Here is a 25,558-nt window from a genome sequence, read left to right as displayed (position 1 = left end):
CAACTGACGTGACCGGCACCGTGACCCTGGCGGCTGGCACCGAGATGGTTATGCCCGGCGACAACGTCGGCTTCACCGTCGAGCTGATCGCCCCGATCGCGATGGAAGACGGCCTGCGCTTTGCGATCCGCGAAGGCGGCCGCACCGTCGGCGCCGGCGTCGTCTCGAAAATCATCGAGTAATCACGGTAGTCGGGCTTTGGCCCGGCAAATCGGTGAACTAAAGAAGGCCGCTCCACATGGGGCGGCCTTTTCTCATCCAATCTTCTCGGCGCATTGAGATTATTCGTCGAATAATCTCGGGCAAGCTGAGTTCATTGAACAAAACAGAAGTCGATCTCGCATTCTTAATCTACCGTCCACTCCAAACGAAGACTGAACTCCCAGCTCTCTATTGCAACAGCAAGGGTGACGCGCAAATCAAGCGCGTCCCGGCTATCAGGGGAGACTAAGATGTTTGGTTTTGAATTTCTGAACTATGGAACGCAAATCCTTCACAGCAAGGATTTGGACGATATGAGAGCCGCTGTTCTCGGTGACGACGAACAGGAAGTTGAGTGCAAAATCAGCGACTTTTGCCGAGAGCGCAAGCGATTTGATATCAAGCTTGCTGAAATGTCGGACAGCATGGCGAGAGGAACGACCTCGGTCAAAACCAGCGCAGACGCGGCCTAACGGCGCAATAGTCGTTTCACGCCGGGTTCTGGGTTCAAATGCTCTTTGCCCATGGCTCACGCCCGACCATCCGGTCGGCCTCGGCGGTGATGTCGTTCATATGCTGCTCAAGGCTCAGACGAAGGGCCTCAATCTGCTCTTCGCTGGCCTTGCGTGGAACTGGATCGGTCCATTCGCGGCACAGAAATACGCCGTCGTTGCGCCAGGGGCGAGGCATCAGCAGACGATCCCAAGTTCCGGCTTCGCGCCCGTGCCGCGCGGAATAGGTGATGCCGAAAACTCGTTTACCTGATGTGCGAGCCCAGACCAGCGGTACAGTCGAGGATACCCGCTCGGGTCCGCGAGGGCCGTCGGCGGCAATGCCGATCGAGATACCCTGTTTCATCTTACCCAGCACTTCCCGCGACAAGGCGACGTGGCGCTTGCGGCTGGACATTGCAATTGTATCCATCCCGAACAGCTTCTGCACTCGCCCCACCATGCTGCCCGCGCGCGCTGCCGAAGTGATCGAGCAGATGCGGCCCTTGTCCAGTGGGAAGAAATATGGCGATTGTGCCAGCCTCTGGTGCCACAGCACCACGATGACCGGTTCGCCCTGTTCGGCCAGTTGATCCAGCTCTTCGTAACCGATGCGCTGCCAGCGTGTGTTGCGATGCACCAACCGGATATAGCTTGCGATCCTTCGCGCGACCCAGTTCAGCACAGCTTCGCTGTCTGCGATTTTCTTGCGGATGCTCAAGGCTGCGGTCCTCCTGCTGGCCGAGCCTTGTCTTAAAGAACTGCGCGCCGGGCGCAACTTTTTTGTCAGCGGTAAAGTGTTCGGAAAACTCAAAAAGCCTCTTGAGTCCGCTGCGCCTCTGTCATATCTGATGGCCCAGCCTAGGGGTATAGCTCAGTTGGTAGAGCGACGGTCTCCAAAACCGTAGGTCGCGGGTTCGAACCCTGCTGCCCCTGCCATTTCCCACCGGACAAGCGAAATTCCTGCAACAGAGGCGCGGGCTTGGTGCATACGTGTGGCGCAATTCACTTGACGTGTGCGGCAATAAAGAAAAAGCTTGATCAAGGCTGAAGGAAAAGCCATCAGGACTGTCCAGCTAATGTGCTAAAGTCGTTCGGCTTTTGTGTCACAATATGCAAGCCTGACCGGGTAGGGGAACCCGGAGACGATCGGGGACAACGGGGATAATGACAGAGATCGACGCATTCCTTGAAGAACACGGGCTGTCGAAATATGCGCCGGTATTCGCGTCGAACGAAGTTACATTGGCCGATCTCGCACATCTCTCCGAACATGATTTGATCGACCTTGGGCTGCCACTTGGACCAAGGCGCCGATTGATGGCCGCATTGGGGCAGGCGCGGGATGCCAATCCGACCCCGGTGCAAGGCAGCGGGAAGATTGTCGCCGAGCGGAGGCAACTGACAGTTATGTTTGTTGATCTGGTTGGCTCGACTGCCATGTCCGAGCGGCTTGATCCCGAAGACTTGGGGGAGCTGCTTCGGCGGTTCAAGGAAATTTGCTCGACCTCGGTTGCTCGCTTTGGTGGACATATCGCCGATTTCATGGGTGACGGGGCGATGATCTATTTCGGGTATCCTCACGCGGTGGAAGATGCGGCCTCGCGCGCCGTTCATGCGGGTCTGGATATTCTTGAAGGATTGAATCGCATGGAAGGCCAGGAGCGTCTGACTGCGCGGATCGGTGTTTCGACCGGTCTTGTCGTTGTGGGCGAGATCCATGGCGAAGGGTTGAAGGAACATGACGTGGTCATGGGGCGGACACCCAATCTGGCAGCACGTTTGCAGAGTTTGGCCGAGCCCAATACACTGATCATCAGCCCATCCACTCGCAGATTGGTGGGCAATGCATTTGAACTGCAGGATCGCGGGTCTTTCGCACTGAAAGGGTTTTCGGAACCGATACAAGCCTGGAGCGTCACAGGGCAGGCGCGGATCGAGCGCAGATTTGACATAATGCCTGATGCCGGTTCTGGTCGGCTCATTGGGCGCCAGGCAGAGTTCCGCAAGCTGACCGACAAATGGAATGAGGCAAGTCAGGGCGCTGGACAATCGGTTCTTGTCACTGGCGAGGCTGGGATCGGCAAATCACGCCTGATTGAGGGGCTTAGCCAAGAAGTGCTGGATCAAGGTGCGCTTCGCCTGAACTTCCAGTGTTCGCCCTTTCATGCCAACTCGGCACTTTATCCGATCATTCAGCATCTGGAACGCGCCGCAGGATTTGCGCCGACAGACAACGATGAGGATAAACTGGGAAAACTCTCGTACCTCTTGCGCCATCACCCGCCTGAGCATGTGCGCCTGATCGCTGATTTGTTGAGCGTTGATGCTGATGCTACGCTGGGGCCTCTCGACCTGCCGCCGCAAGTGAAGCTTGAGAAGACGTTGGAGGCAGTGACAGAACAGCTTGCAACGTTAGCGCGAGAACGACCGGTGTTGCTGTTGTTCGAAGATGCGCATTGGGTTGATCCGACCACCTTGTCTCTTACAGATCGGGTGATCGAACATATTCGGGACTTACCGGTGCTGATCGTCGTAACAGCACGTACCGGTTTCGATCCGGGTTGGGGTCACCACAACAATACCCTGAGTATACCTCTCAAGCGTTTGACCAATCGGGATGTGGCTGAGATCGTAGCTGAGGTGGCGGGGGGGCACCCTGTACCACCCGAGGTTTGCGACCTTATTGCGGCCAAGACGGATGGCATTCCGCTTTATGTCCAGGAAGTGACCCGCGGTCTTTTGGAATCGGGGCAATTGCGCTTGAGCGACAAGGGGTATGTCGTGCGCGGCCCCCTGCCATCGCTTTCAGTTCCCAGCACGTTGCAGGATTCGCTGATGGAGCGTCTAGACCGTTTGGGCAAGGCCAAAGAAGTGGCGCAAACCGGCGCCGTGTTCGGGCGGCAGTTCTCGATCGCGTTGCTGGCCTCTGTTTCGTTTCTGTCTCCGACGGTTCTGCAGGCCGGACTGGAACAGCTCTCATCGGCCGGGATCATTCTTCAAGCCCCGGATGCGGCAGAGGATGAGTTCATCTTCCGCCACGCATTGATTCGCGACATGGCTTATGACAGCCTGCTGCGCACGGAACGGCAGTCGCTGCATGACCGCGCGGCGGGTGCGTTGCTAGAGAACCAGCCGCAACTGGCCCAGACTCAGCCCGAGGTTCTGGCACAGCACTACACGTTGGCCCAACGCGCGGATGAGGCCGTGATGCACTGGCAAAGCGCGGGGCGTCGAGCGATCGAACGCTCGGCCCAGGCCGAGGCGTTGACCCATCTGTCGAAAGCTCTGGATCAGCTTGCCGATCTGCCAAAGAGCCGTGCACGGGATTTGCAAGAGATCGACATCCAGATCCTGCGTGCCGGTGTCCTGCGCTCAACAAGCGGTATTTCGGGGGATGCGACGGGTGAGGCCTATGGGCGTCTGCGCGAACTATGTCACCGAGCTGACGAGACCGAGCGGCTGTTTCCTGTGCTCAACGGGCTATATGCATTCCATCTTGTGCGTGCCGAATATCGATTGGCGAAAGGCGTGGCTGCGCAGATCCTCGATCTGGCGGCGACAAGCGGCAAGACCGAACACCGCATGGTCGGTCATCGCGCCATGGGGGCGGTGCAATTGCATCTGGGCAACCTGTCAGATGCAAAGCGCCATCTTGAGCAAGCTTGGGCGCTTTATGATTTTGATCAGCACAGCCAGCTAGCCTATGTCTATGGAACGGATCATGCCGCGATTACATCAGCATTTCTGGGCACATGTTATTGCCTGATGGGTCGGCATCAAGATGCCCTGCAGGTGCAGAATACAGCGCTGGAATGGTCCAAGAACCTCAAGCACGCGCATAGTGTGGCGCAGATCTTGGTTTACATGTGCAAGGTTCACCTGCTGGCGCGCGACATCCCTGCATTGCAAAGGGATGTTAAGGCGCTGTCCGAAGTCGCCGAGGAGCATTCGCTACCCTTTATGGCGACAATTGCGCGGCTATGGGAAAGCTGGGCAAAGGCGACCACGACCTCTGAAGTCGAACATATCGAGGACCTGCGTCAGGCGTCGGAAGACTGGTGGTCGGTTGGGGCCGGAAATTACAAGACTTTCTTCCCTTCGCTGATTGCCGAGATTCAGACAAACGCCGGCCATCACGACGCGGCGCATCAGACTCTGACGCACGCCAGAAATGCTCTGAGTAAAACCGAAGAGAAATGGGCCGAGGCCGATCAGCTTCGTATTGAGGCTGCCCTTGTAGCCAAGACAGGGGGCGATCCCGTACCGCTGCTGTTGCGCGCTATCGAAACAGCGCAAAGGCAAGGCGCGCGGCTTTACGAGCTTCGTGCGGCGGTCGCGTTGGCGGAGTGGCGGCAACACCGAGGCGAACCGGTTGGTGAGGCGTTGAATTCGGTCATGTCGCATTTCCATCAAGATGCCCAACTGCCGGACCTCAAAGACGCACGAGCGTTGATGGAAACGATTACTTGACCCGAAGGCCAACTTGCTGCCAGCTTGGGCGCGGGCAGAGTTGGGATGATACCTGAATTTCGACTTTTAAGCGCTGGGTCACCAGTCCGGCGCCCCGCTCTTGTGGTATGAGGAGACCTAATGCGTAAGATCAGCAAAACCCTTCTGGCCAAGGATGTCTTGGCGCAAAGCCGTACCGATCTGGCGCTGCAGCAGTACCATTCGATCACGCCCGATGAGTTACGTGAATTTGAGAAGAAACTGATCGGAACGGTCACTCTGCCGACCGACGCGGATTACAACAATGACCGGCAGGTTTGGAATCCGGCTTTCCAGGACTACCCAGAGATCATCGTCTATTGCGAGACCATTCAGGATGTACGCGCCAGCCTTGCTTTCGCGCGCGAGCATGAACTGTGGGTTGTTGCGCGGTCAGGGCGTCACAGCACGGCGGGATATTCGGTCAATAACCAGATGGTGCTGGATACCAGCCGAATGCGTTACGTGACCGTCGATCCAAAGGTGCCGATGGCCTATGTCGGTCCGGGCACACCGTTCAAGATGCTGAATTCGGAGTTGAACTCTTATCACCTGCACGTGCCGGGCGGGGCCTGTCAGGATGTCTGCGTGGCGGGTTTCATGATGGGCGGCGGCTATGGCTTTACCTCACGCCGGCTTGGGATGGCTTGCGACAGCGTTCTGGGTGTCACCGTGATGCTGTGGGACGGCAGTATCGTGATCGCGGACAAAGACACGAACTCCGACCTCTTCTGGGCCATACGAGGCGGGACCGGCAACAACTTTGGTGTGTTGCTGGAAATCCGCTACCAGCTGCACCAGCTGTATGAAGTCTGGGGTTGCCACATCACATGGCCGTTGGGCAAAGCCGCCAAGGCACTGGAGTACCTGCAGGCCAACTACATGCGCACCTGCGAAGATGACCGTTTCGGGGCCTATATCTTTCTGGCCTATCAGGGAGATCGAAAGGTGTTGCTGGTGTCGGCGCTCTATGATGGCACGTCCGAAGAGGGGAACGCGTTTGTTCAGCCCCTGCTGAGCGATGAAATCGGCGGCGAGATGGGTGAGGACGACCAGAACTATGGCACCTATCAAGAAATCAACTCATGGTTATATGACGACAAATATGACATCCCCGTCGTCCCCGATCAGGCGCGTGAAGATAAGCAGGCCGGATATATTGAACGCCAGCTCAGCGAAGTCGAATGGCAGCGCGTCGTAGACTACCTCGACAGCACACCCAACGCTTATGGCGCTGTGGCCATCGAACCCTATGGGGGGGCGATCAATCGGATGCCGTTGGGCAAACAAGGCAATGCCTTCATTCACCGTGATGTGTCGCTGAACTTCTACGTCGATGTGTTCTGGGTGTCGGAAGAAGAAAAAGAGATCGTTGTGCCTTGGCTCGACGGATTCATGGAACTGATGACCGAAGAAGGCTATTTCATTGACCGCGTCTATCAGAACTATCCACGGCGGACCCAGAAGAACTATCGCTGGCAATACTGGGGCGAGTATTTCAACTCTTTGCTGTTCGTGAAGCAGAAATTCGACCCGCATAATTTCTTCCATTATCAGCAGAGCATTTCGCCGGTGCCGGATGACGCTCCGCCAGACATCATCCGAGATACGTCCAAGTCGATCTTCGACGACCCAACGATCACATACGAGAGCTATTCGAACCCCTGAAAGCGGGGACTGCCAAGGCCAAACGGGGGAGGGCCCAGTATGGACACGATCCAAGAGATTTTCTTTCTGCCACCCATGGCGGTTGCCCGTCTTGGACCGGGTGAGACACCGCTGGAAAGCTATGAGTGGCAGCAGGACATGGATGCCCATGGCAACAACAAAACGGTCATCCGGTCGAACATAACCTTTCGCGAGATCGAAGATGGCAGTGTCACCGCCTATCTTCCCGATCCCAACACGATCCGCTTTCGCGACGAAGGCGGCGCGTTGCGCCCGGTTGCCCCGTTCTTTGAGCTGTGGGCGCGGATGCATGATGCCGAGACGGGCGAGGAATATGAGACACCGGTGACGCTCGATCTGCTCGACGATCAGGGCCTGTCGCTGCAAAACGTGCGCTATTCGGTCACCGTCGGGAACACCAAGGCCGAGCGCCGGACTGGCGACGCGGCTTGCGGGTTTCGTGCACGGGTCGAGATTGCGGGTCAGGATTTCGCCCCGAAACCCCTGCTGGCCTTCAGCCCGTATACGTCCGAACAACAGCCGATGGTCTATGAGCATAACCCGATCCCGCTAGGTTCGATCCGTGTGATGCATCCTGTGCAGGGTCATGATGAACCAGTCGAAGGGGAGTTCATCGACCGCAGTATCCTGCGCCTGCGCTTTATGCCTCCGAAAGGCGAGGTTTATGGCCCGCCTGATGCTGCATACGGTCCGGCGACGCTGGCCGTACCGGGCTATCAGAACGACCCGCCGAAATCGGAATATGGTCGCATCCACGAAATCGTGCCCGAACAGAACCGCATCCTGAACCCCGACACCCCTTGGTCGAAATGGATCATGATGTCCGGCACCTCGGACGACCCTGAGCCGCATGATAGTTACGACGGTGCCCGTGTGGGCAATGACCAATCCTGGGGAGTGGCCGATGACACCAGCGATGGCGTGATCGAGGCGACGCTGGCCGTGCGTGGCGAACGCCTAACCGCACGCGCCACGATCATGACCGGACCACCCGATTTTGCACCTGATGCGCGTCCGTTCTATAGCCTTGAGGATGATCTGGCCGATCGTGATCTGTCGCTAATCTCGGTAACTGAAGAAAACTACACGCAAGCTAAGGATGAGGTGGTTGATATTTTCCGCCGTGCCTTCGAGACCAACAGCCTGATCAACCTCGACGATATCCGCGCGCAAGGTTTGAAGGACAATGCCAAATTACAGGCGAAAACCGGGATTTCCCCGACGCCGGGCCTGCCGTCAACCGATGCGAAATCCATGACGGAGGAGGATGCAAGGCCGCCGGACAAGATCGACGAACTGATCCGCCCGCAACCGATCTCGGTCTTTTCGAACTCCGTGCCGAATGATCGGCTGCCCTATACAGTGGCGACGAAGTTCGTGCATGAGCAGTTGATTGACGAGGCCAACCTGCTGGATTTCCTACGCCGTCGCCCGGATTTCGTTAAAACACTGCTGCGTCCACCATATGGTATCCTGACCGAGCTTGAAACCGACCCGAACCCTGATCAAAACCCGAACCCGGATTTTCGCGATCCTCGGATTATCCGCGACTCGATGCACGACGCGCGGATGCCGCCTTATATGCGCGATTCCAACTATTACCCGCTGTCGCTGTCGCGCAGGCAGTACCATCTGGTGATCTCGTTCATCGACTATCTGGTTGCACAGGAAACGGAGGCTCAGAATGTCTGATCAGCCCGGCCAAATCCGCGTTAAACCCCGCAACCTGACCGCCCGCGCGGCCTATAAGGTACCGGGCAACCCCGACAACACGCGACTGGACGGATCCGTGGGGAATTGCTTTCCCGGACTGGAAATGGATGTGCGCAACCTGGACCGCCGCTTTTTCCCCGGCCTGGTGTTCAACGCCGCGCGGGTGCCGCTGAACCCCGTGCCCGAGGCACCGAAGAATTCACAGGGCTTCCATCTGGTTTTTGTGGACTATTTCTATGATCCGATGCTGCCCGACAACAGCCCCGAGGAGTGGGTGCAGACGCTGTTGGAGGCCTACAGCGGTGACATCGGCGCAAAGCTCAGCCAAGGTCGCTGGTTCCTGTCATGGGTCGAGCAGAGCGGTAAGCGCATCACTTTCAAGGAGGAAGACGGCACACCCTATGACGGGCTGATGATTTGGCGGTTCATCCGCAGTCTGGAACATGGTGATGACAAACCGGTCAGCATTGCTCTGGAACGGCGCAATCATGAGGGCATCGTGGATACCGAGCAGGTCGTCCTGCACGGATTCCGCCGCCAGTACCGGACCGAGGCGGGGGTCTTCAGCGAAGCTTATGACCCCGGCGAATTGACGCAAAGCCTGTGCAATCCGTGGTCCCATGACTTCCGCGACTGCGGCTGTCACTACTGGCCTTCGAACCACCCCGACGTAGTGATGGCTGAGGTGGCGCATGACGATCAGCTGCCCTCGGGTCAGTCAAAGAACCCGATCGAGGCCGAGACCTATCTGGATTGGCTGCGCTCGGACAAGTCTCCGTCCGGTAACGTCGCGGCGCTGAATACGGTCGAACAAAACCGCCCCTACCAGATTGACCATTATCAGGTAAATCAGATGTGGAGCGAATTGCCTATCGTCGTTGAAGGCCGCGAAACGGGCGAGGTTTATGAAGTTGATCCCGAAATGCCAGGCGTGGAGCCCTATGACACGCCGCAGGCGATGATCGAGGACCTCAAGACGCGTCTGGCCGCGATGGAGATGACGCTGAGCCTGCAATATCTTTACGCCTATTTCTCTCTGGCTGATCCCGAGACGGCGGATACCCAAAAATGGCCGACGCTGAAAGACGATCTGATATTTGCCCGGCGTTCGGTGCTGGAGGTCGCGATTGGCGAGATGACCCATATGCGCTGGGCGAACCAACTGCTGTGGGAGCTTGAGCCCGAGGGGTATGAACCCATCTTGACCCCGTCCGAAACCTTGCCGGCGGGCAAGGGTAAGACGCAGCCGCGCGCACTGAGGCCACTAACGGCCGAAGCGCTTGCGGATTTCATCGAGATCGAGCGCCCCGGAGGCTTTATTGACCGCGCTTATGCGCAATGTGTGGCGACTTTGGAGCAGGAGGATTTGTTCCCGGAACGCCGCCTTTATGCGCTGGCGGTACGGATCGACACTGACGGGGACGAGCACTTCCTGCGCTTCAGTCAAATGAAGGACGTTTTGGCCAAATACGATACGGGAGAAGGCACGCCTGCCTATTTGCGTCAGATTGAGGTTGGCACCGAAGAGGAGGCCAGGACGGCGCTGGAACTCTACGCTAAGGTCAAGGATGGGTTAGCCAACGCCTATACGCTTGAAGCGGATGGCAAATTTGAAGACTCCCAGGCCTACATCCAGCAGGTGCGCGATGACATGAAGCTGTTCCGCGTCGAGGGCGAAGCGCTGGCCGCCAAGGGGATTGGCATCCCGTTCTGGACGGAGGGTAAGGCGTGATCCCACCCGCCGCGCAGGTGCATTTCTTTGACACAGGGCATGGAGATCACATGCTGGCCGTTGATGGATCGCGCGTGTTTGATGTGCCTGAGGGGACGGCGGACCAATTCGCAACGATGGACAAGAGAAGTCAGAGCGCTTTCCTCAGGTCCATGGGATTGGATGGAACACCTTTCATCGATGACACGCCGCCTCAGAGTATGCCCGTGAGGTCGCTGTCACTGGCAGTGGCGCAGAAATGCAATCTGGCTTGCACTTATTGCTATGCTGCAGGGGGAGAATTTGGCGGACCCGCGCGGAATATGGAATGGGAAGTCGCCAAGGCTTCGGTTGATCGGCTGGTGGCCGAAGCCGAACCCGGTGTGCGGATCAACCTTGCCTATTTGGGTGGAGAACCTCTGATCAACCGCGATCTGGTGCAACGCACTACGGAATATGCCGTCGATCAGGCGCAGGCCAACGGGTTGAGCGTCGGGTTCTCGATCACAACCAACGGGACCCTGCTACGCCCCGAGGATGCGGCGTTTTTCGAAGCGCATGGATTTGCTGTCACCATCAGTCTGGATGGCGTGGGCGAGGTCCATGACAAGCTGCGCCCAAATCGTGGCGGTCGGGGTAGTTTTGATACGATCCTGAAGCGGGTCGAGCCTTTGCTGGCGGCTCAACACCGTATGCAGGTTGGTGCCCGGGTAACGGTTACGCCGAAGAATATGAACCTGCCAGAGACGCTGGATCGGTTTGTGGGAATGGGATTTCATTCGATTGGATTCTCGCCCATGCTGGCCTCGCCCAACGGTCAGCATGAACTGAACCGGAGTGATTTGGACGAGATGTTATCGCAGATGATCCGTTGCGGCGAAGTTTTCGAGGCGGCGGTAATCGAAGGGCGGCGCTACCCATTCTCGAACATGGCAGCGGCGATGCAGGAGATCCACCGAGGCACCCATCGGCCCTATGCCTGCGGGGCAGGGGGCGGGTATTTTGGCGTGTCCGCTGATGGCGGCCTGTTCGCTTGCCATCGCTTTGTTGAAGACGAAGCCGGAGCCATGGGCAACGTCTATGATGGCCCCGACCTACGGCGCGAGAACTGGTTGGCGGATCGGCACGTGCACACGCAATCCCCGTGCGGCACCTGCTGGGCGCGGTATCTATGCGGCGGCGGGTGTCATCACGAAGTCATCCATCGCGGACGCCCCGCTTGCGACTACATTCGAGGTTGGTTGCACTATTGCCTTCAAGCCTATGTCCGCTTGTCCGAAGCACGTCCGGATTATTTTGGCGTGTCCGCTCAGGTGGCCTCTGCCTGAACGGATGGAGATTGAGACCGAAATCTGCGTGATCGGAGGCGGCCCGGCAGGTAGTTCTGCCGCGCTGAGGTTGGCTCAGCTAGGTCGGCGTGTCTGCCTGATCGAGCGGCAAACGTTCCCGCGCCAGCATGTCGGCGAGTCATTGCCGCCATCAATCTGGCCGATCCTGAACCTGTTGGGGGTCGACGAAACCGTTTCCCAAACCGGTTTTCTGCGTGCAAGCGGATCGCTTTTGCATTGGGCCGGAGCGTTCGAACGTCGCGGCGTCGACGGTGATCACCCCGGACTTTTGGTTGACCGGGGCCAGTTTGATGCGGTGCTGTTACGTGCAGCACAAGCGGCAGGGGCGCAGGTCGTCCAACCTGCGCGCGCATACCGCCCGGTGCGCCAGCAGTCTGGTTGGGAGATTCCCGTTCGGACCGACACGGGCGCCTTTCGGATCCAGGCACAAATCCTGCTGGACGCAGCGGGACGGCAAGCCGGGCTGGGCCGCAGGTTTCTCCCTGCATCCCAACCTTTGTTGGCGCTTTATGCTTATTGGCACGTGCCGCCGGGCTTTGGCCCGCAAGCCCGGGTCGAGGCGGGACAAGGACATTGGTATTGGGGCGCGTTGTTACCGGGAGGAGTGGTCAACGCAATGGTTTTTGTCGATCCCGACGCCTGCATTGGGCTGCCACCCGCAGATCGTCGCGATCTCTATCTGAATCTTCTGGCCCGTTCGACACTACTAGCGCCCTGTCTGGAACAGCGCCGTATCGGGCCTGTGCGGCGGGCGGATGCGACCAGCCAGGCCGAGACAACACCACCAACGCGCGACCTTCTGCGGGTCGGAGAGGCCAGCTTCGCGGTCGACGCGTTGTCGTCGCAGGGGGTGCAATTGGCGATGGGGCAGGCGGTGCAGGCCGCAGCTGTGGTGAACACGCTTCTGACAACCCCCGAACATAGTGATCTGGCCTTGTCTTTTTATGCGGATCGGCAATTCGAGCGTGTGCAGACCCATGCAGCGCTTGCAGCCGATTTCTATGCACGGCAGCATGCTGTCGATCCTTCGCACTTCTGGGCTGAGCGCGCAAAGCCGTTGGATTGGGTAGAGTCTCCAGCGTTCGATCCAAACACGGAGGCGTTGCGTGATGATCAGCCCCTGATCCTGTCACCTCAGGCCAAGCTCATCGCTTCCGGCGTGCAAACCGCTTCGCATATCGAACCCGGCCTTGTCATAGGGCACCCGAATCTTCCAAGGCCAGTTGCCAATCTGGAGGGCGCAATGCTGGGACCGTTGTTAGAGCGGCTGGGCGCCCCGACAACCACTTTGAACATCATCAAGAGCTGGTCAGAGGTTTTGGCCACACACACGGCGTCGCGCATTCTGCGCTGGCTTTGGTATCATCGCATCGTGATCCCCGCCGCTGATCAGGCTTAATCGAGGTTTCCTCGGCGCGTTGAATCACCTAAAGTCCGCCGCAACGCCAACCGCCAAGAAACAAGAGGTCGCATGTCGCGTTTTGATGGGTATTTCCTGCGGCAATTGCTGGTGCTGTTTGGCTTTTTCACCCTTGTGCTTGTCGGGGTGTTCTGGATCACGCGTTCAGTCAGCCTTTTTGATCGGGTCATCAGCGGCGGCCAATCGGCGATGGTATTCCTGGAGTTCACGGCGTTGACCTTGCCGACGCTGATCCGGACGGTCATGCCCATGGCTGTGTTTGCGGCCGCTGTTTACGCCACCAACCGTTTGAGCCGCGAAAGCGAGATGACGGTGATGCTGGCAACAGGCTCCAGCCCGTGGCGACTGGCGCGTGCGGTCTTGGTGTTCGGGCTCAGTGCGGGACTGATGATGGCTGTCATCAGCGTCTTTTTGCGACCTGCATCGGTTGATCAACTGGAATTAAGACAGGATGAAGTTGCCGGAGATGTCACCGCACAGCTGTTGAATGAGGGCGAATTCTTGCATCCAGCAGAAGGTGTAACCGTCTATATCGGCGATATCGATTTGGACGGAACGCTGCGCGAAGTCTTCGTCTCGGACCGTCGCGATGGGATTAACCCTGTCAGTTATTCCAGTGCTACGGCCTATCTGGTCAATCAGGCTTCGGGCATTCATCTGGTTATGCTGGATGGGATTGCGCTGCGGTATGATCAGGCTGGTAACACGCTGTCATCCACGTTGTTCGAAGACGCCTCTTACGACATTTCCGAACTGACCCAGAATTCGAGTATGGGCCATCGCAGCCTTGAAGCCATCCCGACGGTCGAGTTGATCTGGGATCGCGAAGCGGTCTCAGTGAAAGATGATCACAGCATCGGCCATCTGGTGGATGAGCTGCACCAGAGGTTCTCGTGGATTGCGATATGTATTGCGGTCGCATTGGTCGGATATTCGACCCTGATGCTAGGTAGCTTTTCGCGCTTTGGGCTTTGGCCTCAGATCCTGGGTGCCTTTACCATTCTGGTCCTGCTTGAGGGGGTTCGGGGATTCGTATCCCCGTTCGTCATCAATGATCCCAGACTTTGGGGCTTGCTGTATCTTCCCGCCGTTATGGGCGTGCTTGTGTCGGTTCTGTTTTTACTGGCCGCGGGGCGACCCTTGCTGCGAAAAAGGGTTCGAAACGGAGCACCAAAGCCGTCACCGGTCTGAAGTCAGCGGCGAAGTTCCTCCAGGCACTGCAGGATGTTTTCAACTTCTTGACTGTCCGAACGGACCACCAAATACAGCGGTAGCATTAAGTCGCGCGCATCTTTCTCGCGCAACAGCTCGCCCGAGTTCAGATGCTGAGTGATGACATAGTCCGGGAAATACCCATACCCGCCACGCTGTAGGAGATAGCGTAAAGCCATCAAGCAATTACCCAGAAAGATAGTTTGCCCTGTCGCGAGACGCGCTGTGGAACGGACATGATCCCGGTAGGTCTCGCCCAGTTCTATGTTGACAAATACCCGTTCAGCGTCGGTGTTCGCATCCTTCCTGCTTTGAACCAAAGACAGCCGTTCGGGCGCAAGTTCGTGGAATACCACGCGCCGGTCCGCAGGTTTTTCATGGGTCAGCGCGGCGTCAAGTACGTGGGTAGCAACGGCGTCGACCATATCCAAATCATGGTCGTAATTCAGGGTTAAAAGCAATTGTCCAAACCGTTGTTCAAAGCGAACAGCAAGGTCCACCAGTAACGGATCCCACACGCTCAACTGGGCACCCAGACGCAGTGCCAACCGATTTTGAATCTGTTCAGGCAGGTCGTTGGCTGCGAACGACCACAGCGACAGCATCTGTTCCGCATAGGGTTTGAATTGGCGACCGTACTCGGTCAATACCGTTCCGCCTGCCCCGCGCGAGAACAGCGGTTTGCCTGTTGCGTCCTCCAAGGCTCTAATCCGGGCGCTGACCGCGGTTTGTGTGATGTTCAACTTACGGGCCGCTGAGTGAAACCCGCCGGTTTCGGCAACGCACAAAAAAGTTTCCAGAGATTTGGTTTGCATACCGAAAGTATTTTTTGATCGTATTGATAAAATCAATTCATTTTTTTGCCTGCAACTGCCGCCTTAAGGTGATTGGATGAATGCAGCCAAAGGATACGCACCATGCTGGACAAGAGCCACAAACCCACCTGGACCAGTTTTGAAGAGGCGACCAAGGCCGACTGGGATGCGGTCATGGAGTATGAAGAGAGCTACAACGCTGCTTTGCCGGATCGCATACTGGACGCCATTCGTTCACTGGATGAAGAATGGACGCCGTATCCGGTGAATCGCTATCAGCACAGCCTACAGGCCGCGACACGAGCGTATGAGGACGGCGCTGATGAAGAGTTGGTTGTGGCTGCCCTGATCCATGACACCGGCGATATCTTGTCGCCTTATAATCACGGGGAACTGTCCGCCGCTATGATGAAGCCTTATGTCAGTGAGAAGACACACTGGATTCTCAAGCACCACTGCGTGTTTCAGGGCTACTACTACAATCATCATCTAGGTGGTGATCGGAATGCCCGCGACAAATATCGCGACAGCCCGTATTGGGAGGACTGCCGCTATTTTTGTCATGAATATGATCAGAAGGCGTTCGACCCGGATTATCCGACCAAACCGCTGGAGTTCTTCGAACCCATGCTACGCCGCGTTCTGAACAAGGGCGAAGGGCACATGGAACTGAATGAGACCGCCGAGGCTTAACAGGCGGCCATCATGCGATAGACGATCTGGGCGGCGGTAAAATCCCAGGCGGCATTGCCGTTCGGGGCCAGTTCGACGACGTCGAAACCCACACATTTTCGGCCCTTCAGGGCGTGTTCCACCAGGCGCAGGGCTTGATAATATCCCAGCCCGCCTGGGACGGGTGTTCCAGTGGCGGGCATGATTGCCGGGTCCAGCCCATCAACGTCAAAGCTGACGTACACCAGTTCGGGAAAATCCTTGGGCAGATCAACCGAGTGGATGTTGCCGGTAACCAGTTCTTCGGCGTCTACATGAAACACGTGATTTTTCAGGCGGCTTTGGGCTTCTTCGGTCGAAAAGGCGCGAACTCCGAATTGCGCCAGACGGATACCTTCTTCGGCAAGAAGATGCATGACTGAGGCGTGAGAATGTTTCTCGCCCTGATAAGCGTTGCGCAGATCAGCATGGGCGTCGATTTGCACGATACCAATCGGTTGGTTTAGAGCGCGGGCAACACCCAACACTGCGCCGTAGCTAAGTGAATGCTCGCCACCTAGCGTCACCGGGATTTTGCCGGCGCGAACGGCCGCTTCCGTGCGTTGGGCTAGGCGTTCCATTATCTCTGACAACGCTGCATCGCAGTCAACGGGTTCTTCGGTGAAGATCCCCTCGACGCAGGGCTCGGCGTGGCCAGTGATGCGTTCCAGTTCATTACTGGCTTCGATAATTGCGTCCGGGCCTTTGGCGGTGCCCGCCCCGTAAGATACAGTGCGTTCCAGCGGCACCGGGATCACACGGAACCGCGCGTCCTCGGTGCGCTCGCATGCGGACAGTTCACTGTCGAGGAAAATACTCATGAGAGGCGGCCTTTAAAGTCGTCATAGCCGAACTGTTTGATGATTTTCAGTTCGTCAGTTTCGCTGTTCCACAGCGCTATAGTCGGCAGCGGAACTCCGTTGAAGGTGTTGGTTTTGACCATCGAGTAATGCGCCTGATCGAGGAAGGCAAAGCGTTGGCCTATTTCCAGTGGCTTGTCCCACGTGTAGTCACCGATCACGTCGCCCGCCAGACAGGACGGGCCGCCAAGGCGATAGGTATGGCCTGCCTCGGCCTCATCCATGAGGGCGGGGCGATAGGGGGCTTCGATGACGTCCGGCATATGGCAGGTGGCCGAGATATCGGTGATCGCAAGGGTCATACCGTTGGTCGGCAAGTCGAGGATTTCGCCAACCAGAATGCCCGCATCCAGGGCCACTGCCTCACCGGGTTCCAGATAGACGTCGATACCGTGTGTCTCACGGATGGATTTGATGAAGGCGACCAGCCCGTCGCGGTCATAGTCATCACGGGTGATATGATGCCCGCCGCCGAAGTTCAGCCATTTGAGTTGGCCAAGGTACGGTTTGAGCTTTGGCTCAACCGCGTCCCATGTCCGCTGCAACGGCGCGAACCCCTGTTCGCAGAGCGTGTGCATGTGCAGCCCGTCCACGCCACTCATAGTCTCGGCGGTCAATTGGCTGACCGGCGTGCCCAAACGCGAGCAGGGCGCGCAAGGGTCGTATTTGGGGATTTCGCCTTCGGAATGTTCCGGATTGATGCGCAGACCGACCTGTACGCCGGCGGCTTGGGCTTTTGCCAGAAAGCGGTCCTTTTGCGCGGGTGAGTTGAAGATGATGTGGTCAGACAATGACAGGATTTCGTCCATGTCCGCGTCTTTATATCCGGCGCAGAAAGTGGCGACCTCGCCGCCATATTCCTCGCGCCCCAGCCGCGCCTCATAGATGCCGGACGCGCAGGTGCCGCCAAGGTGTCGGCGCACCAGTGGGGCTAGCGAGAACATGGAAAACGCCTTAAGCGCGCTCAGGACATGTGCGCCGGAACAGGTGCCTATCTCGGAGAGGATGGTCAGGTTGCGCTCTACGGCTTTCTCATCGACCACGAAGCAAGGGGTGGGCACGCGGTTGAAGTCGAAATTGCGGAAAGCACCGGCATCTCCGGCTTGGGTGGTCATCATGTCGGACAATTCGGGTGTCTCCGGATTGTGGAGAGGCCGGGGGGCGCTGCCCCCGGACCCCCCGAGATATTTATAGCCAGATGAAGCTGATGCGGATCAGAAATCGACGGGGCTGTCGAGTTCGTGGACCTGCCACGGCAGGCCGTGGGTGTTCAGCATGTCCATGAAGTCGTCCGGGTCGAGCTGTTCCATGTTCCACACGCCCGGTTCGCGCCAATTGCCTTTAAGCACCTGCGCCGCACCGATCATGGCGGGGACGCCGGTGGTGTAGCTGACGGCTTGGCTGCCGACCTCGGCATAGCATTCCTCGTGATCGCAGATGTTGTAGATATAATAGGTCTTTTCGCCCGAGCCGTCCTTGGCCTGACCTGTGGCGATGTCACCGATGCAGGCTTTGCCCTTGGTCTCCGCGCCCAGATCGCCGGGATCGGGCAGCAGGGTTTTCAGGAACTGAATCGGGATGATTTCCTTGCCGTCATGCATCACCGGGTCAATGCGAGTCATACCGACGTTTTCCAGCACCTTGGCGTGGGTGATGTAGGCGTCACCGAAGGTCATCCAGAAGCGGGCGCGCTCAATCTCGGGGAAATGGGTGCTGAGCGACTCCAGTTCCTCGTGATACATCAGGTACATGTTCTTGGGGCCGATGGCGGGGAAGTCGAACTCGACCTTGTGGGTCATCGCCGGGCTGTGCTGCCATGCGCCGTTTTCCCAATGGCGCACCTCGGCCAGCACTTCGCGCAGGTTGATTTCCGGGTTGAAGTTGGTGGCGAATTCTTGATCGTTGCTGCCGCCATTCGCGTCCAACACATCGATCTGACGGATCGTATCCAACTTGTGCTTCTTCAGCCATTTGGCGAAGACGGATGTAACACCCGGATCGAAGCCCGAGCCGAGGATGGCAGTCAAACCAGCCTCTTTGAACCGTTCTTGATAGGCCCATTGCCAGTGGTATTCGAACTTGGCCTCGTCCTCGGGCTCATAGTTCGCGGTGTCGAGATAGTGGATGCCGGCCTCAAGACACGCGTCCATCAGAACCAGATCCTGATACGGCAGGGCCAGGTTTACGAGGATTTCTGCACCCGTTTCTTTGATCAGTTTGACTGTGTCTTCAACCTTGTAGGCGTCCAACTCGGCAGTCGCGATGTCCACACCGACGCGGTCCTTAACGGCCGCTGCGATGGCGTCGCATTTCGATTTCGTGCGGCTGGCCAGCGTGATCTCGGTAAAGATGTCCGAATTCATCGCCATTTTGTGCACGGCTGCGTGCGACACGCCGCCCGCGCCGACAACCAGTGTTTTGCCCATGGGATAGTCTCCTCTCAAGGGGTTATTCGTAATAGGTGTAGCCGTTGATCGAGTCGCGATAGGCGCTCATCAGGGTTTTTCGGTCCTTGGCTTGCAGAGTACCGGTCGAAATCGCCTCGTCCACCATTTTGCGGAACGCGGCGACACAGTCTTGCGGGTCGAATTCCACATAAGACAAGACTTGAGAAATTGTGTCGCCCTCTTGTTCATGCAGCAAGTCGAAGCCACCGTCGGTGCGCAGGTCGATGGTGACGACATTGGTGTCGCCGAACAGATTGTGCAGGTCGCCAAGTGTTTCCTGATAGGCGCCAACGAAGAAGACGCCCATGAAATACTCGCCTTCTTCGGGCAGCGAATGCACTGGCAGGCTGGGGGACACGCCGTCGGCCAAAATGAATCGGTCGATCTTTCCGTCGCTATCGCAGGTGATGTCGGACAGGACCGCGCGGCGGTCTGGTGTTTCATTCAAGCTTTGCAGCGGCACGATCGGGTGTAATTGGTCGATGGCCCAGACATCGGGGAGGGATTGGAACAGCGAGAAGTTGCAATGGTAGATGTCTGCGACCTTCTCAAGCTGGTCATCCACTTCCGTGTCCAGATCATCACTTGCCGCTAAGGCCTTGAGACGGGCCATAAGGGACAGGTAGATGCGCTCGGCCCGGGCCATCTGGCGCAGGTCGACATACCCGCGTCTGAAAAGCGCGCGCAATTCATTGCGATAGAAGGTTGCGTCGTTCCAGCATTCCTGCAGCCGATCCTTGCTGAGATAGCCGTGTACTGCGGCGAGGTCCGAAACCATGTGGTGGTCATCGGGCTCGGCCATTGGTCCGTCCGGGGCGTCGTAGAGTGTGCTTTCCAACACGTTGAAGACCAGCATGGACGACGTCGCAACCACCGCACGGCCGCTTTCGGTGATCAGTGTGGGGTGGTCGATTTCAGCCTCGTCCATGGCGTAAGCCACGGTTTCGACTACGTTGGCGCAATATTCCTCGACCGTGTAGTTGATCGAGTTTTCCGCGGCCTTTTTTTCGCCCGTGTAATCCACCCCCATGCCGCCGCCGAGATCCAGATAGCTGAGTGGTACACCTTCACGCGAGAGTTCGGTGTAATACCGGCATGCCTCGCCAACAGCGCGGCGCACATCGTTAACGTCTTGCACCTGTGAACCCAGATGCGAATGTTGCAGCTTGAGGCAGTGCAGCAATCCCGCCGCTTTCAGCTTGTCCACGGTGGCAACAAGCTGGTCGGTGTTCATTCCAAAGGCGGAACGGTCGCCGGAACTTTCTTCCCATTTGCCGCTGATCTGATTGGTCAATTTGACCCGAACGCCTATTAGGGGCTCGATCCCCAGTTGGTTATAGACCTCGATGACGGTATTGGCCTCTTTTGGACTTTCCAGCACGATGACGGTGTTGAACCCGATCTTGCGAGACAGGATCGCCAATTGGATGAATTCAGCATCCTTGACGCCATTGCAGACGATCAGCGCTTCGGGGGCCAGGCGATGGGCCAGGGCCACCACCAGTTCGGGTTTTGATCCTGCTTCAAGGCCATAATTGTATTTCTTGCCGAACTCGACGATCCGGTCGACCACCTGCGCCTGTTGGTTCACCTTGATCGGAAAAACACCGCGATAGTGGCCCTTATAGTTTACGCGCGCGATTGCCTCGGCAAAGCTCTCGTTCAGGTGCGCGATTTCATGCTCTAGATAAGACGCAACACGCAAGACCATCGGGGCTTTGATCCCCCGGTCGTCCAGATCGCTGAGGATACCCGGCAGGCTGATTGGCTCGGCTTCGGGGGCCATCGGATTGCGCAGAGCTATCTCGCCCCATTCTGTCACCTCAATGAGGCCATGGCCCCATTTCTCAACCCCGTAGATGGAATGCGGTGCGTCGGGCGTCTGTTTCAATCAGATCAGTCCTTAACTTGGGTGTGCTGGTTTAGCGCCTGCCAATACGGCAGCGGTTTGATTCGTCCAAGTGTAAACTGTGAGAGGGTTCGCTGCCGAATTCTAGCCGTATGTACGGATCGGGATCAGGTGGTTGTCCCACTGGCAATCCGACCGCGCGGTGATTTCGGCGCCGGTGGTCGTCAGAGTGCCAAATGCACCGGTTCCGGTGGTAAACGCCAACCCAGCCTTACCGGCGCCTAAACCACAAACATCTTCGAACACTAAAGCTTCGATGAATGCTCCGCTATTTACGTCGAAACGGTGCAATGCATCGCCTCGCGGACAGGTGATCGCAACCGATTGGCCATCGGTGGAAAAGGCAATGCTGCCAGCATACCATTGCAACTCTCTTTGCTGCGTTTCGGGCGCTGACAAAAGGCGAGGCTTTTCGCCCCTTCGGTGAAGCCCCAGAAGGGCAGGGTACTTGGTCTGGCTGCCTTGCCATTGCATTGCAAAACCCACTAGACCATCGTCACGCACCGCAAGATGGCGGATCGAGCTTTTGTGCAGCGCGCGGGGTAGCTCTACTTGCTCCAATATCGAACCCGAAATGTCGAGATAGCTCAGGTTGGGCTGCATCGTTGGCAGATTTAGCTTGGTCCGACCGCTGTCGGGGTGTGTCTCGATGCCGCCATTGGCGATGACCAGTATGTCGCCACCGGGCAGCAAGCGCATGTCGTGGGGGCCTATCCCACCTGACGAGAACTCTCCCAGCCGTGCGAAGCTGATCGCGTCCCAGACGCCAACCACACCTTCTGCGGCCTCATAGTCGTTTTCGGTTGTGAAAAACTGTGTTCCATCAGCCGAGAATGCACCATGCCCGTAGAAGTGGCGGCCATTGGGTGCCTCCAGCCGCTTTAGGACAGAGCCGTCTTTACAATCAATTACAATTGCAAAGGTCCCGGGGCGGCGCGCAAACGCGACCGCTTGGGCTTTGAACGGATGGGCCGCGGCGGCGTGCCCGCGCGCGGGTAGCGGTATAGCGAACAAAATTGCGCCCGAGTTATCCAGGCCGGACAGGCGGTAGCTACCATCTGGGAATAAGGCAGCGGCCAGATAGCGGGGCGCGCCGACGGACGCCCAGCCCGGCACCGAAGCAAGACTGGCGGCACCAAGGCCTGCAAGAAATTCGCGGCGGCTCGTCAATGGTCAATCCCCATCCAGTGAGTTGAATCCGGCGCTGATGCCGAGCGTCGGGCCAAGCTCGGTCGCGGCGATCTCGCGAATATCGTTGATCGATTGCTGCAGCGCTTCGATGCGGACGCGACCTTGCGGTGTCGCAACACCGGCCAGGGCGGGGTCGTCCAGTGATTGAGCCCGGTCGATGGCCCGCGCGAAACCGGCATCCAGATCTGCAGCAATCTCGGGGTGGTCAAAGGACAGACGGGCGGCCAAGTCACGCAGGGCGATCAGAGACAGCGTGACATGATGCAACGACCGCTTGGACCGCCGCGCTTCAGCACGGTTCGGGCGCGGACGCTCGAACGTTCCTAAAGGGCGTCCAATGCGTGTGTCGGCTGTGAACTCTAGCCCCGTTGTAAGCGCCTTGAACAGCTCCTGCATTGCCTCATCGCCCGTGCGATAGGGGCTGTTGTCCCCCGGCTGCGTCAGTCGTGGTGCGTAGCTTTGCCAGTCCGTGTTGATTGCGACGGCATTTCGGTTGATATCAGTGGTGATGGCGCGGATAAGCGCGCAACGATAGTCGGCGCTTCCTTGTTCTGTCATCGCTGGATCAAAGAGCATTCGTTCCAATGCAAAAAAGCCGCGCCCGGCGATTGAGGTTTCGGCAAAGGCATCGGGGTCGTCGACGGCAGTGTCTTCACTGGCGATGTGTCGGGACAAGGTTTTGGGCGTGAACCCTTTGGTATCTGGCCAGAAAGCCAGCGCAAAGGCGAGATCGTCAGCCTCGGACGGCCCAAAACGTAAATGGCTGGCCGAAATCCAGCTATCGAATGCCGTGGCGTAATCAGCGCGCAGGTCGTCTGACACCGGTTCACAATCTGTTTGGGCTGTGGTCGACAAAGCTCCAGTTGCATCAGCCAGCTCTGCAAAGCGTGGCAGAATATGCGTTTCGGTCACATCCATCAAAATCGGAGCTCGATCCTGAGCAAAGGCGCCCAAGGGCACCAGCAGGGCGGCGGCGAAAGTAAGGCTACGCATGGGTCAGAGGCTCCCAAGAAAGCGGATCAGAGCGTCGCGGTCGGCTTTTGGCATTGAAACAACCGTGTCACGGGCGGCCTGCGCCTCGCCACCATGCCAAAGGATGGCTTCAAGCAGGGATCGCGCGCGACCATCGTGCAGGAATTGGGTGTGGCCTGAGACGCGCTGGGTCAGGCCGATGCCCCACAAAGGCGGCGTGCGCCATTCGCGGCCCGTTGCGCGGGCCTCGGGGCGGTTATCGGCCAGACCCTCGCCCATGTCGTGCAACAGCAGGTCGGTATAGGGCCAGATAAGCTGGAAGCTCTGTTCGGGCCTATCGGGCATCCTGTGGGTGACATAAGCAGGCGTGTGGCAGGATGCGCAGCCCGAGGCAAGAAACACTTCTTTCCCGCGCAGCACTTCAGGGTCATCGGTGTCTCGGCGCGCCGGAACACCGAGATTGCGGCTGTAGAAGGCGACGAGGTCCATGCCAATTGCGTCAATCTCGAATCCCCGCGCATCATTGTCTCCGTGCGGTGCATCAATGCAGTTGGCCTGCAATTCGGTGCAATCGCCGTACGGCGCGGGGTAAAGCGGACTTGATATGCCGATATCACCTGCGAAGGCCGCCGCCGATTGCTCCATCACCGTGGGCATCCCGGCCTTGTGACCAAAGCGGCCCATCATTGGTTCGCCGAATTCCGTCGACCATACGATGTTCGGACGGCCCGAGATACCATCGCCATCTTCGTCATCAGGATCGGCTTTGGCCAGCAAGTCCTCAACCGGAATTGATTCCAGCAACCCCAGTCCAATCATCTGCGGCGCAACTCGAGGGCTAAGCATCGCGTCCGGGTTCAACGGGCCATAGCCTAAATCGGCGGCCTTATAGTTGGGGCGGCGGAGCGAAGCCGTTTCGCCGTCGGACAGCGCGACGGGGACTTCCTCATACGTGATGTCCAGCCGATATTCTGCGGGATGGCCTGCCAGAGCGAAATCCTGCAGTTGAGTGCCATAACTCGGATCAGGCAGGGTGGCGATATAGTCTTCGATCTCGGCAGGCGCGCCCTCTGGCTTGCCGGGAACCGAAACTCTCAGGAACATCGAGACGGCATTGTCATCCGGGCCGTTAGGCGTATGACCGCGCCCGTCCTTGATGTGACAGCGCTGACACGAGCGGGCGTTGTATAGCGGACCCAAACCGTCCGAAGCCAGAGTGGACGACGGAGACGAGACCCAGATCTTTTTGAACAACCCGTTGCCGACTTTGAAGTCCAGCTCCTGTTCGAAGCTTAAATTGGCGGAGGGCTGAGAAAACGCGTCCGCATCAGTGCGCGCCCGCACGGTCGCAGCACCAGCGGACAGTTCTTCGAACCGCTGCGGCACACTGAAGTCATCCGGCGTAGCTGTGACAGCGTCGATCCGGGCGCGTTCTTCGGCAGTTCTTGGAAGGAAATTTAGATGAGAGTCCCGCAGCTCGGTGGCTTGGGAAGAGGTGGCCGTGAGTGCGGCCACCGATGCAAGGGCAAGCTTACTCGCCTTCGTCCATCTTGGATGCGTTAAGTTGCGCATAATTGGCTTCGCCAATCCTTTCATAAAGGTCGAGCTGCGTTTCGAGGAAGTCGATATGTCCTTCTTCGTCGCTGATTAATTCTTCGAACAGGCCCATGGACACATAGTCGCCGGCCTCGCGGCAGTATTCCCGCGCTTCGACATAAAGCGCCCGCGCGTCTTGTTCGGCGGCTAGATCGCATTCCAGTGTTTCTTTCGGGGTCTGCCCGATGCGGAGTGGGTCAAGTTTCTGCAGGTTGGGGTGGCCCTCCAGAAAGATGATCCGCTCGATCAGCTTGTCTGCATGGCCCATCTCCTCGATGGATTCCTCACGGCTTTTCTTGGCCATATGGCCAAGCCCCCAATCCTCTTGCAGGCGGTAATGTAGCCAGTACTGGCTGACCGCCGTCAGTTCATGCCGCAGTGATTTGTTGAGGTATTCTATGACCTTGGGATCGCCCTTCATGTGCTTTCTCCTGTGATACTTCGGATCGAAACGACCGAAGCTGCATGGGGACTTTAAGATTATCGTCTGCGCGCATTGTGTCTAGGAAAAGCGGCATACATCCGCCGCAATCCGCTGACTTGCCAAGGGCATGATAGATCTTGCCGGGAGTGATGATGGTCTGTGGGTCTGCCGTGCGCATCCAATCGATCGCCGCTCGGATGTCGTGGTCAGAGATGTTGGTGCATTGGCAAACGATCATGGCGACTCAGTCGGGGTATGCTATTTCCTAGTGAAATAGTAGGTTATTGAGGGCGCGTCCAGTGCCAAGACGCCACACTCGATGTTGAGAAAGGCCGAGAGCACTAAAAATGCGCCCG

The 25,558-nt window shown here is 57.8% G+C and carries 22 protein-coding genes and 1 tRNA gene; 12 read left to right on the top strand and 11 right to left on the bottom strand.

Annotated elements, in window-relative coordinates:
- On the top strand, positions 1-182 hold a 182-nt coding region (locus tag ACR0BT_RS12220; protein ID WP_480459566.1), incomplete at its 5' end, for an EF-Tu C-terminal domain-related protein.
- Positions 183-452: 270 nt separating this feature from the next.
- Positions 453-674: a hypothetical protein gene (locus tag ACR0BT_RS12215; protein ID WP_170392583.1), complete on the top strand. Its 222-nt coding sequence runs from the start codon at positions 453-455 to the stop codon at positions 672-674.
- 34 nt (positions 675-708) lie between these two features.
- Here ACR0BT_RS12215 and ACR0BT_RS12210 read toward each other — a convergent pair whose 3' ends face one another.
- Positions 709-1,413 carry a DUF374 domain-containing protein gene (locus tag ACR0BT_RS12210; protein ID WP_170392582.1) on the bottom strand — a complete coding sequence of 235 codons (705 nt, stop codon included), beginning with the start codon at positions 1,411-1,413 and terminating at the stop codon, positions 709-711.
- 142 nt (positions 1,414-1,555) lie between these two features.
- Between ACR0BT_RS12210 and ACR0BT_RS12205 the strand changes: the two genes are divergently transcribed.
- The 8 genes from ACR0BT_RS12205 (at position 1,556) to lptF (ending at position 14,256) form a co-directional block, all read left to right on the top strand.
- Positions 1,556-1,631 (top strand) — tRNA-Trp (locus ACR0BT_RS12205).
- A gap of 228 nt (positions 1,632-1,859) precedes the next feature.
- Positions 1,860-5,165, top strand: a complete 3,306-nt coding sequence (locus ACR0BT_RS12200) for an adenylate/guanylate cyclase domain-containing protein (RefSeq protein ID WP_480763237.1) — start codon at positions 1,860-1,862, stop codon at positions 5,163-5,165.
- A gap of 120 nt (positions 5,166-5,285) precedes the next feature.
- On the top strand, positions 5,286-6,851 hold the full coding sequence (locus ACR0BT_RS12195; RefSeq protein ID WP_480763236.1) for an FAD-binding oxidoreductase: 1,566 nt from the start codon (positions 5,286-5,288) through the stop codon (positions 6,849-6,851).
- A 39-nt stretch (positions 6,852-6,890) separates the two neighbouring features.
- The gene (locus tag ACR0BT_RS12190; protein ID WP_480763234.1) at positions 6,891-8,564 is read left to right on the top strand and encodes a hypothetical protein; all 1,674 of its coding nucleotides are present in this window, start codon (positions 6,891-6,893) and stop codon (positions 8,562-8,564) included.
- A complete protein-coding gene (locus tag ACR0BT_RS12185) occupies positions 8,557-10,317 on the top strand; it encodes a ferritin-like domain-containing protein (RefSeq protein ID WP_170392578.1) in 1,761 nt (586 codons plus the stop codon). Before ACR0BT_RS12190 ends, ACR0BT_RS12185 begins: the two co-directional genes overlap by 8 nt.
- Positions 10,314-11,624: a radical SAM protein gene (locus ACR0BT_RS12180; protein WP_480706956.1), complete on the top strand. Its 1,311-nt coding sequence runs from the start codon at positions 10,314-10,316 to the stop codon at positions 11,622-11,624. Before ACR0BT_RS12185 ends, ACR0BT_RS12180 begins: the two co-directional genes overlap by 4 nt.
- 4 nt (positions 11,625-11,628) lie before the next feature.
- Positions 11,629-13,044, top strand: coding sequence for a flavin-dependent monooxygenase QhpG (gene qhpG / locus ACR0BT_RS12175; protein WP_480763233.1), 1,416 nt, complete (start codon positions 11,629-11,631; stop codon positions 13,042-13,044).
- A gap of 72 nt (positions 13,045-13,116) precedes the next feature.
- Positions 13,117-14,256, top strand: coding sequence for an LPS export ABC transporter permease LptF (lptF, locus tag ACR0BT_RS12170; RefSeq protein ID WP_170392575.1), 1,140 nt, complete (start codon positions 13,117-13,119; stop codon positions 14,254-14,256).
- Positions 14,257-14,258: 2 nt separating this feature from the next.
- Here the strand turns inward: lptF and ACR0BT_RS12165 are convergent, their stop codons facing one another.
- On the bottom strand, positions 14,259-15,092 hold the full coding sequence (locus ACR0BT_RS12165) for a LysR family transcriptional regulator (RefSeq protein WP_480763232.1): 834 nt from the start codon (positions 15,090-15,092) through the stop codon (positions 14,259-14,261).
- 102 nt (positions 15,093-15,194) lie between these two features.
- On the opposite strand from ACR0BT_RS12165, the gene ACR0BT_RS12160 reads away from it, so the two are divergent.
- The gene (locus tag ACR0BT_RS12160) at positions 15,195-15,785 is read left to right on the top strand and encodes an HD domain-containing protein (protein WP_170733091.1); all 591 of its coding nucleotides are present in this window, start codon (positions 15,195-15,197) and stop codon (positions 15,783-15,785) included.
- Here ACR0BT_RS12160 and speB read toward each other — a convergent pair.
- The 9 genes from speB to ACR0BT_RS12115 all read right to left on the bottom strand — a co-directional run bounded on the left by speB (position 15,782) and on the right by ACR0BT_RS12115 (position 25,380).
- On the bottom strand, positions 15,782-16,624 hold the full coding sequence (gene speB, locus ACR0BT_RS12155; RefSeq protein WP_480763231.1) for an agmatinase: 843 nt from the start codon (positions 16,622-16,624) through the stop codon (positions 15,782-15,784). The two genes, ACR0BT_RS12160 and speB, sit on opposite strands and share 4 nt — an antisense overlap.
- Positions 16,621-17,790, bottom strand: a complete 1,170-nt coding sequence (gene nspC / locus ACR0BT_RS12150) for a carboxynorspermidine decarboxylase (protein ID WP_480763229.1) — start codon at positions 17,788-17,790, stop codon at positions 16,621-16,623. The genes speB and nspC overlap by 4 nt, the downstream gene beginning before the upstream one ends.
- A gap of 87 nt (positions 17,791-17,877) precedes the next feature.
- The gene (locus tag ACR0BT_RS12145; RefSeq protein ID WP_480763228.1) at positions 17,878-19,089 is read right to left on the bottom strand and encodes a saccharopine dehydrogenase family protein; all 1,212 of its coding nucleotides are present in this window, start codon (positions 19,087-19,089) and stop codon (positions 17,878-17,880) included.
- Positions 19,090-19,111: 22 nt separating this feature from the next.
- On the bottom strand, positions 19,112-21,001 hold the full coding sequence (gene speA / locus ACR0BT_RS12140) for a biosynthetic arginine decarboxylase (RefSeq protein WP_170392570.1): 1,890 nt from the start codon (positions 20,999-21,001) through the stop codon (positions 19,112-19,114).
- Positions 21,002-21,103: 102 nt separating this feature from the next.
- The gene (locus ACR0BT_RS12135; protein ID WP_480763227.1) at positions 21,104-22,189 is read right to left on the bottom strand and encodes a DUF1513 domain-containing protein; all 1,086 of its coding nucleotides are present in this window, start codon (positions 22,187-22,189) and stop codon (positions 21,104-21,106) included.
- Between the two features lie 3 nt (positions 22,190-22,192).
- On the bottom strand, positions 22,193-23,203 hold the full coding sequence (locus tag ACR0BT_RS12130) for an imelysin family protein (protein ID WP_480763226.1): 1,011 nt from the start codon (positions 23,201-23,203) through the stop codon (positions 22,193-22,195).
- Between the two features lie 3 nt (positions 23,204-23,206).
- Positions 23,207-24,697: a di-heme oxidoreductase family protein gene (locus ACR0BT_RS12125; protein ID WP_480763225.1), complete on the bottom strand. Its 1,491-nt coding sequence runs from the start codon at positions 24,695-24,697 to the stop codon at positions 23,207-23,209.
- Between the two features lie 16 nt (positions 24,698-24,713).
- Entirely contained in the window at positions 24,714-25,199 is a 486-nt protein-coding gene (bfr, locus tag ACR0BT_RS12120) for a bacterioferritin (RefSeq protein WP_170392566.1), read from the bottom strand.
- Complete coding sequence (locus tag ACR0BT_RS12115; protein WP_480763246.1) at positions 25,147-25,380, bottom strand: (2Fe-2S)-binding protein; 234 nt, start codon at positions 25,378-25,380, stop codon at positions 25,147-25,149. Before ACR0BT_RS12115 ends, bfr begins: the two co-directional genes overlap by 53 nt.
- Between ACR0BT_RS12115 and ACR0BT_RS12110 the strand changes: the two genes are divergently transcribed.
- Complete coding sequence (locus ACR0BT_RS12110; protein WP_255612159.1) at positions 25,330-25,479, top strand: hypothetical protein; 150 nt, start codon at positions 25,330-25,332, stop codon at positions 25,477-25,479. The two genes, ACR0BT_RS12115 and ACR0BT_RS12110, sit on opposite strands and share 51 nt — an antisense overlap.
- Positions 25,480-25,558: the final 79 nt, after the last annotated feature.

The sequence above is a fragment of the Ruegeria sp. CJ6 genome, from assembly GCF_056536665.1.
Note: the sequence above shows the minus strand (reverse complement) of the source record. Positions and strands in the feature narration are given on the sequence as shown.

Coding starts and splice junctions, on each gene's coding strand:
- ACR0BT_RS12165 (WP_480763232.1), bottom strand. CDS start 15,092: ATGCAAACCAAATCTCTGGAAACTTTTTTGTGCGTTGCCGAAACCGGC.
- ACR0BT_RS12215 (WP_170392583.1), top strand. CDS start 453: ATGTTTGGTTTTGAATTTCTGAACTATGGAACGCAAATCCTTCACAGC.
- lptF (WP_170392575.1), top strand. CDS start 13,117: ATGTCGCGTTTTGATGGGTATTTCCTGCGGCAATTGCTGGTGCTGTTT.
- speB (WP_480763231.1), bottom strand. CDS start 16,624: ATGAGTATTTTCCTCGACAGTGAACTGTCCGCATGCGAGCGCACCGAG.
- ACR0BT_RS12145 (WP_480763228.1), bottom strand. CDS start 19,089: ATGGGCAAAACACTGGTTGTCGGCGCGGGCGGCGTGTCGCACGCAGCC.
- ACR0BT_RS12185 (WP_170392578.1), top strand. CDS start 8,557: ATGTCTGATCAGCCCGGCCAAATCCGCGTTAAACCCCGCAACCTGACC.
- ACR0BT_RS12130 (WP_480763226.1), bottom strand. CDS start 23,203: ATGCGTAGCCTTACTTTCGCCGCCGCCCTGCTGGTGCCCTTGGGCGCC.
- ACR0BT_RS12190 (WP_480763234.1), top strand. CDS start 6,891: ATGGACACGATCCAAGAGATTTTCTTTCTGCCACCCATGGCGGTTGCC.
- bfr (WP_170392566.1), bottom strand. CDS start 25,199: ATGAAGGGCGATCCCAAGGTCATAGAATACCTCAACAAATCACTGCGG.
- ACR0BT_RS12160 (WP_170733091.1), top strand. CDS start 15,195: ATGCTGGACAAGAGCCACAAACCCACCTGGACCAGTTTTGAAGAGGCG.
- ACR0BT_RS12200 (WP_480763237.1), top strand. CDS start 1,860: ATGACAGAGATCGACGCATTCCTTGAAGAACACGGGCTGTCGAAATAT.
- ACR0BT_RS12195 (WP_480763236.1), top strand. CDS start 5,286: ATGCGTAAGATCAGCAAAACCCTTCTGGCCAAGGATGTCTTGGCGCAA.
- ACR0BT_RS12115 (WP_480763246.1), bottom strand. CDS start 25,380: ATGCGCACGGCAGACCCACAGACCATCATCACTCCCGGCAAGATCTAT.
- qhpG (WP_480763233.1), top strand. CDS start 11,629: ATGGAGATTGAGACCGAAATCTGCGTGATCGGAGGCGGCCCGGCAGGT.
- ACR0BT_RS12110 (WP_255612159.1), top strand. CDS start 25,330: ATGATAGATCTTGCCGGGAGTGATGATGGTCTGTGGGTCTGCCGTGCG.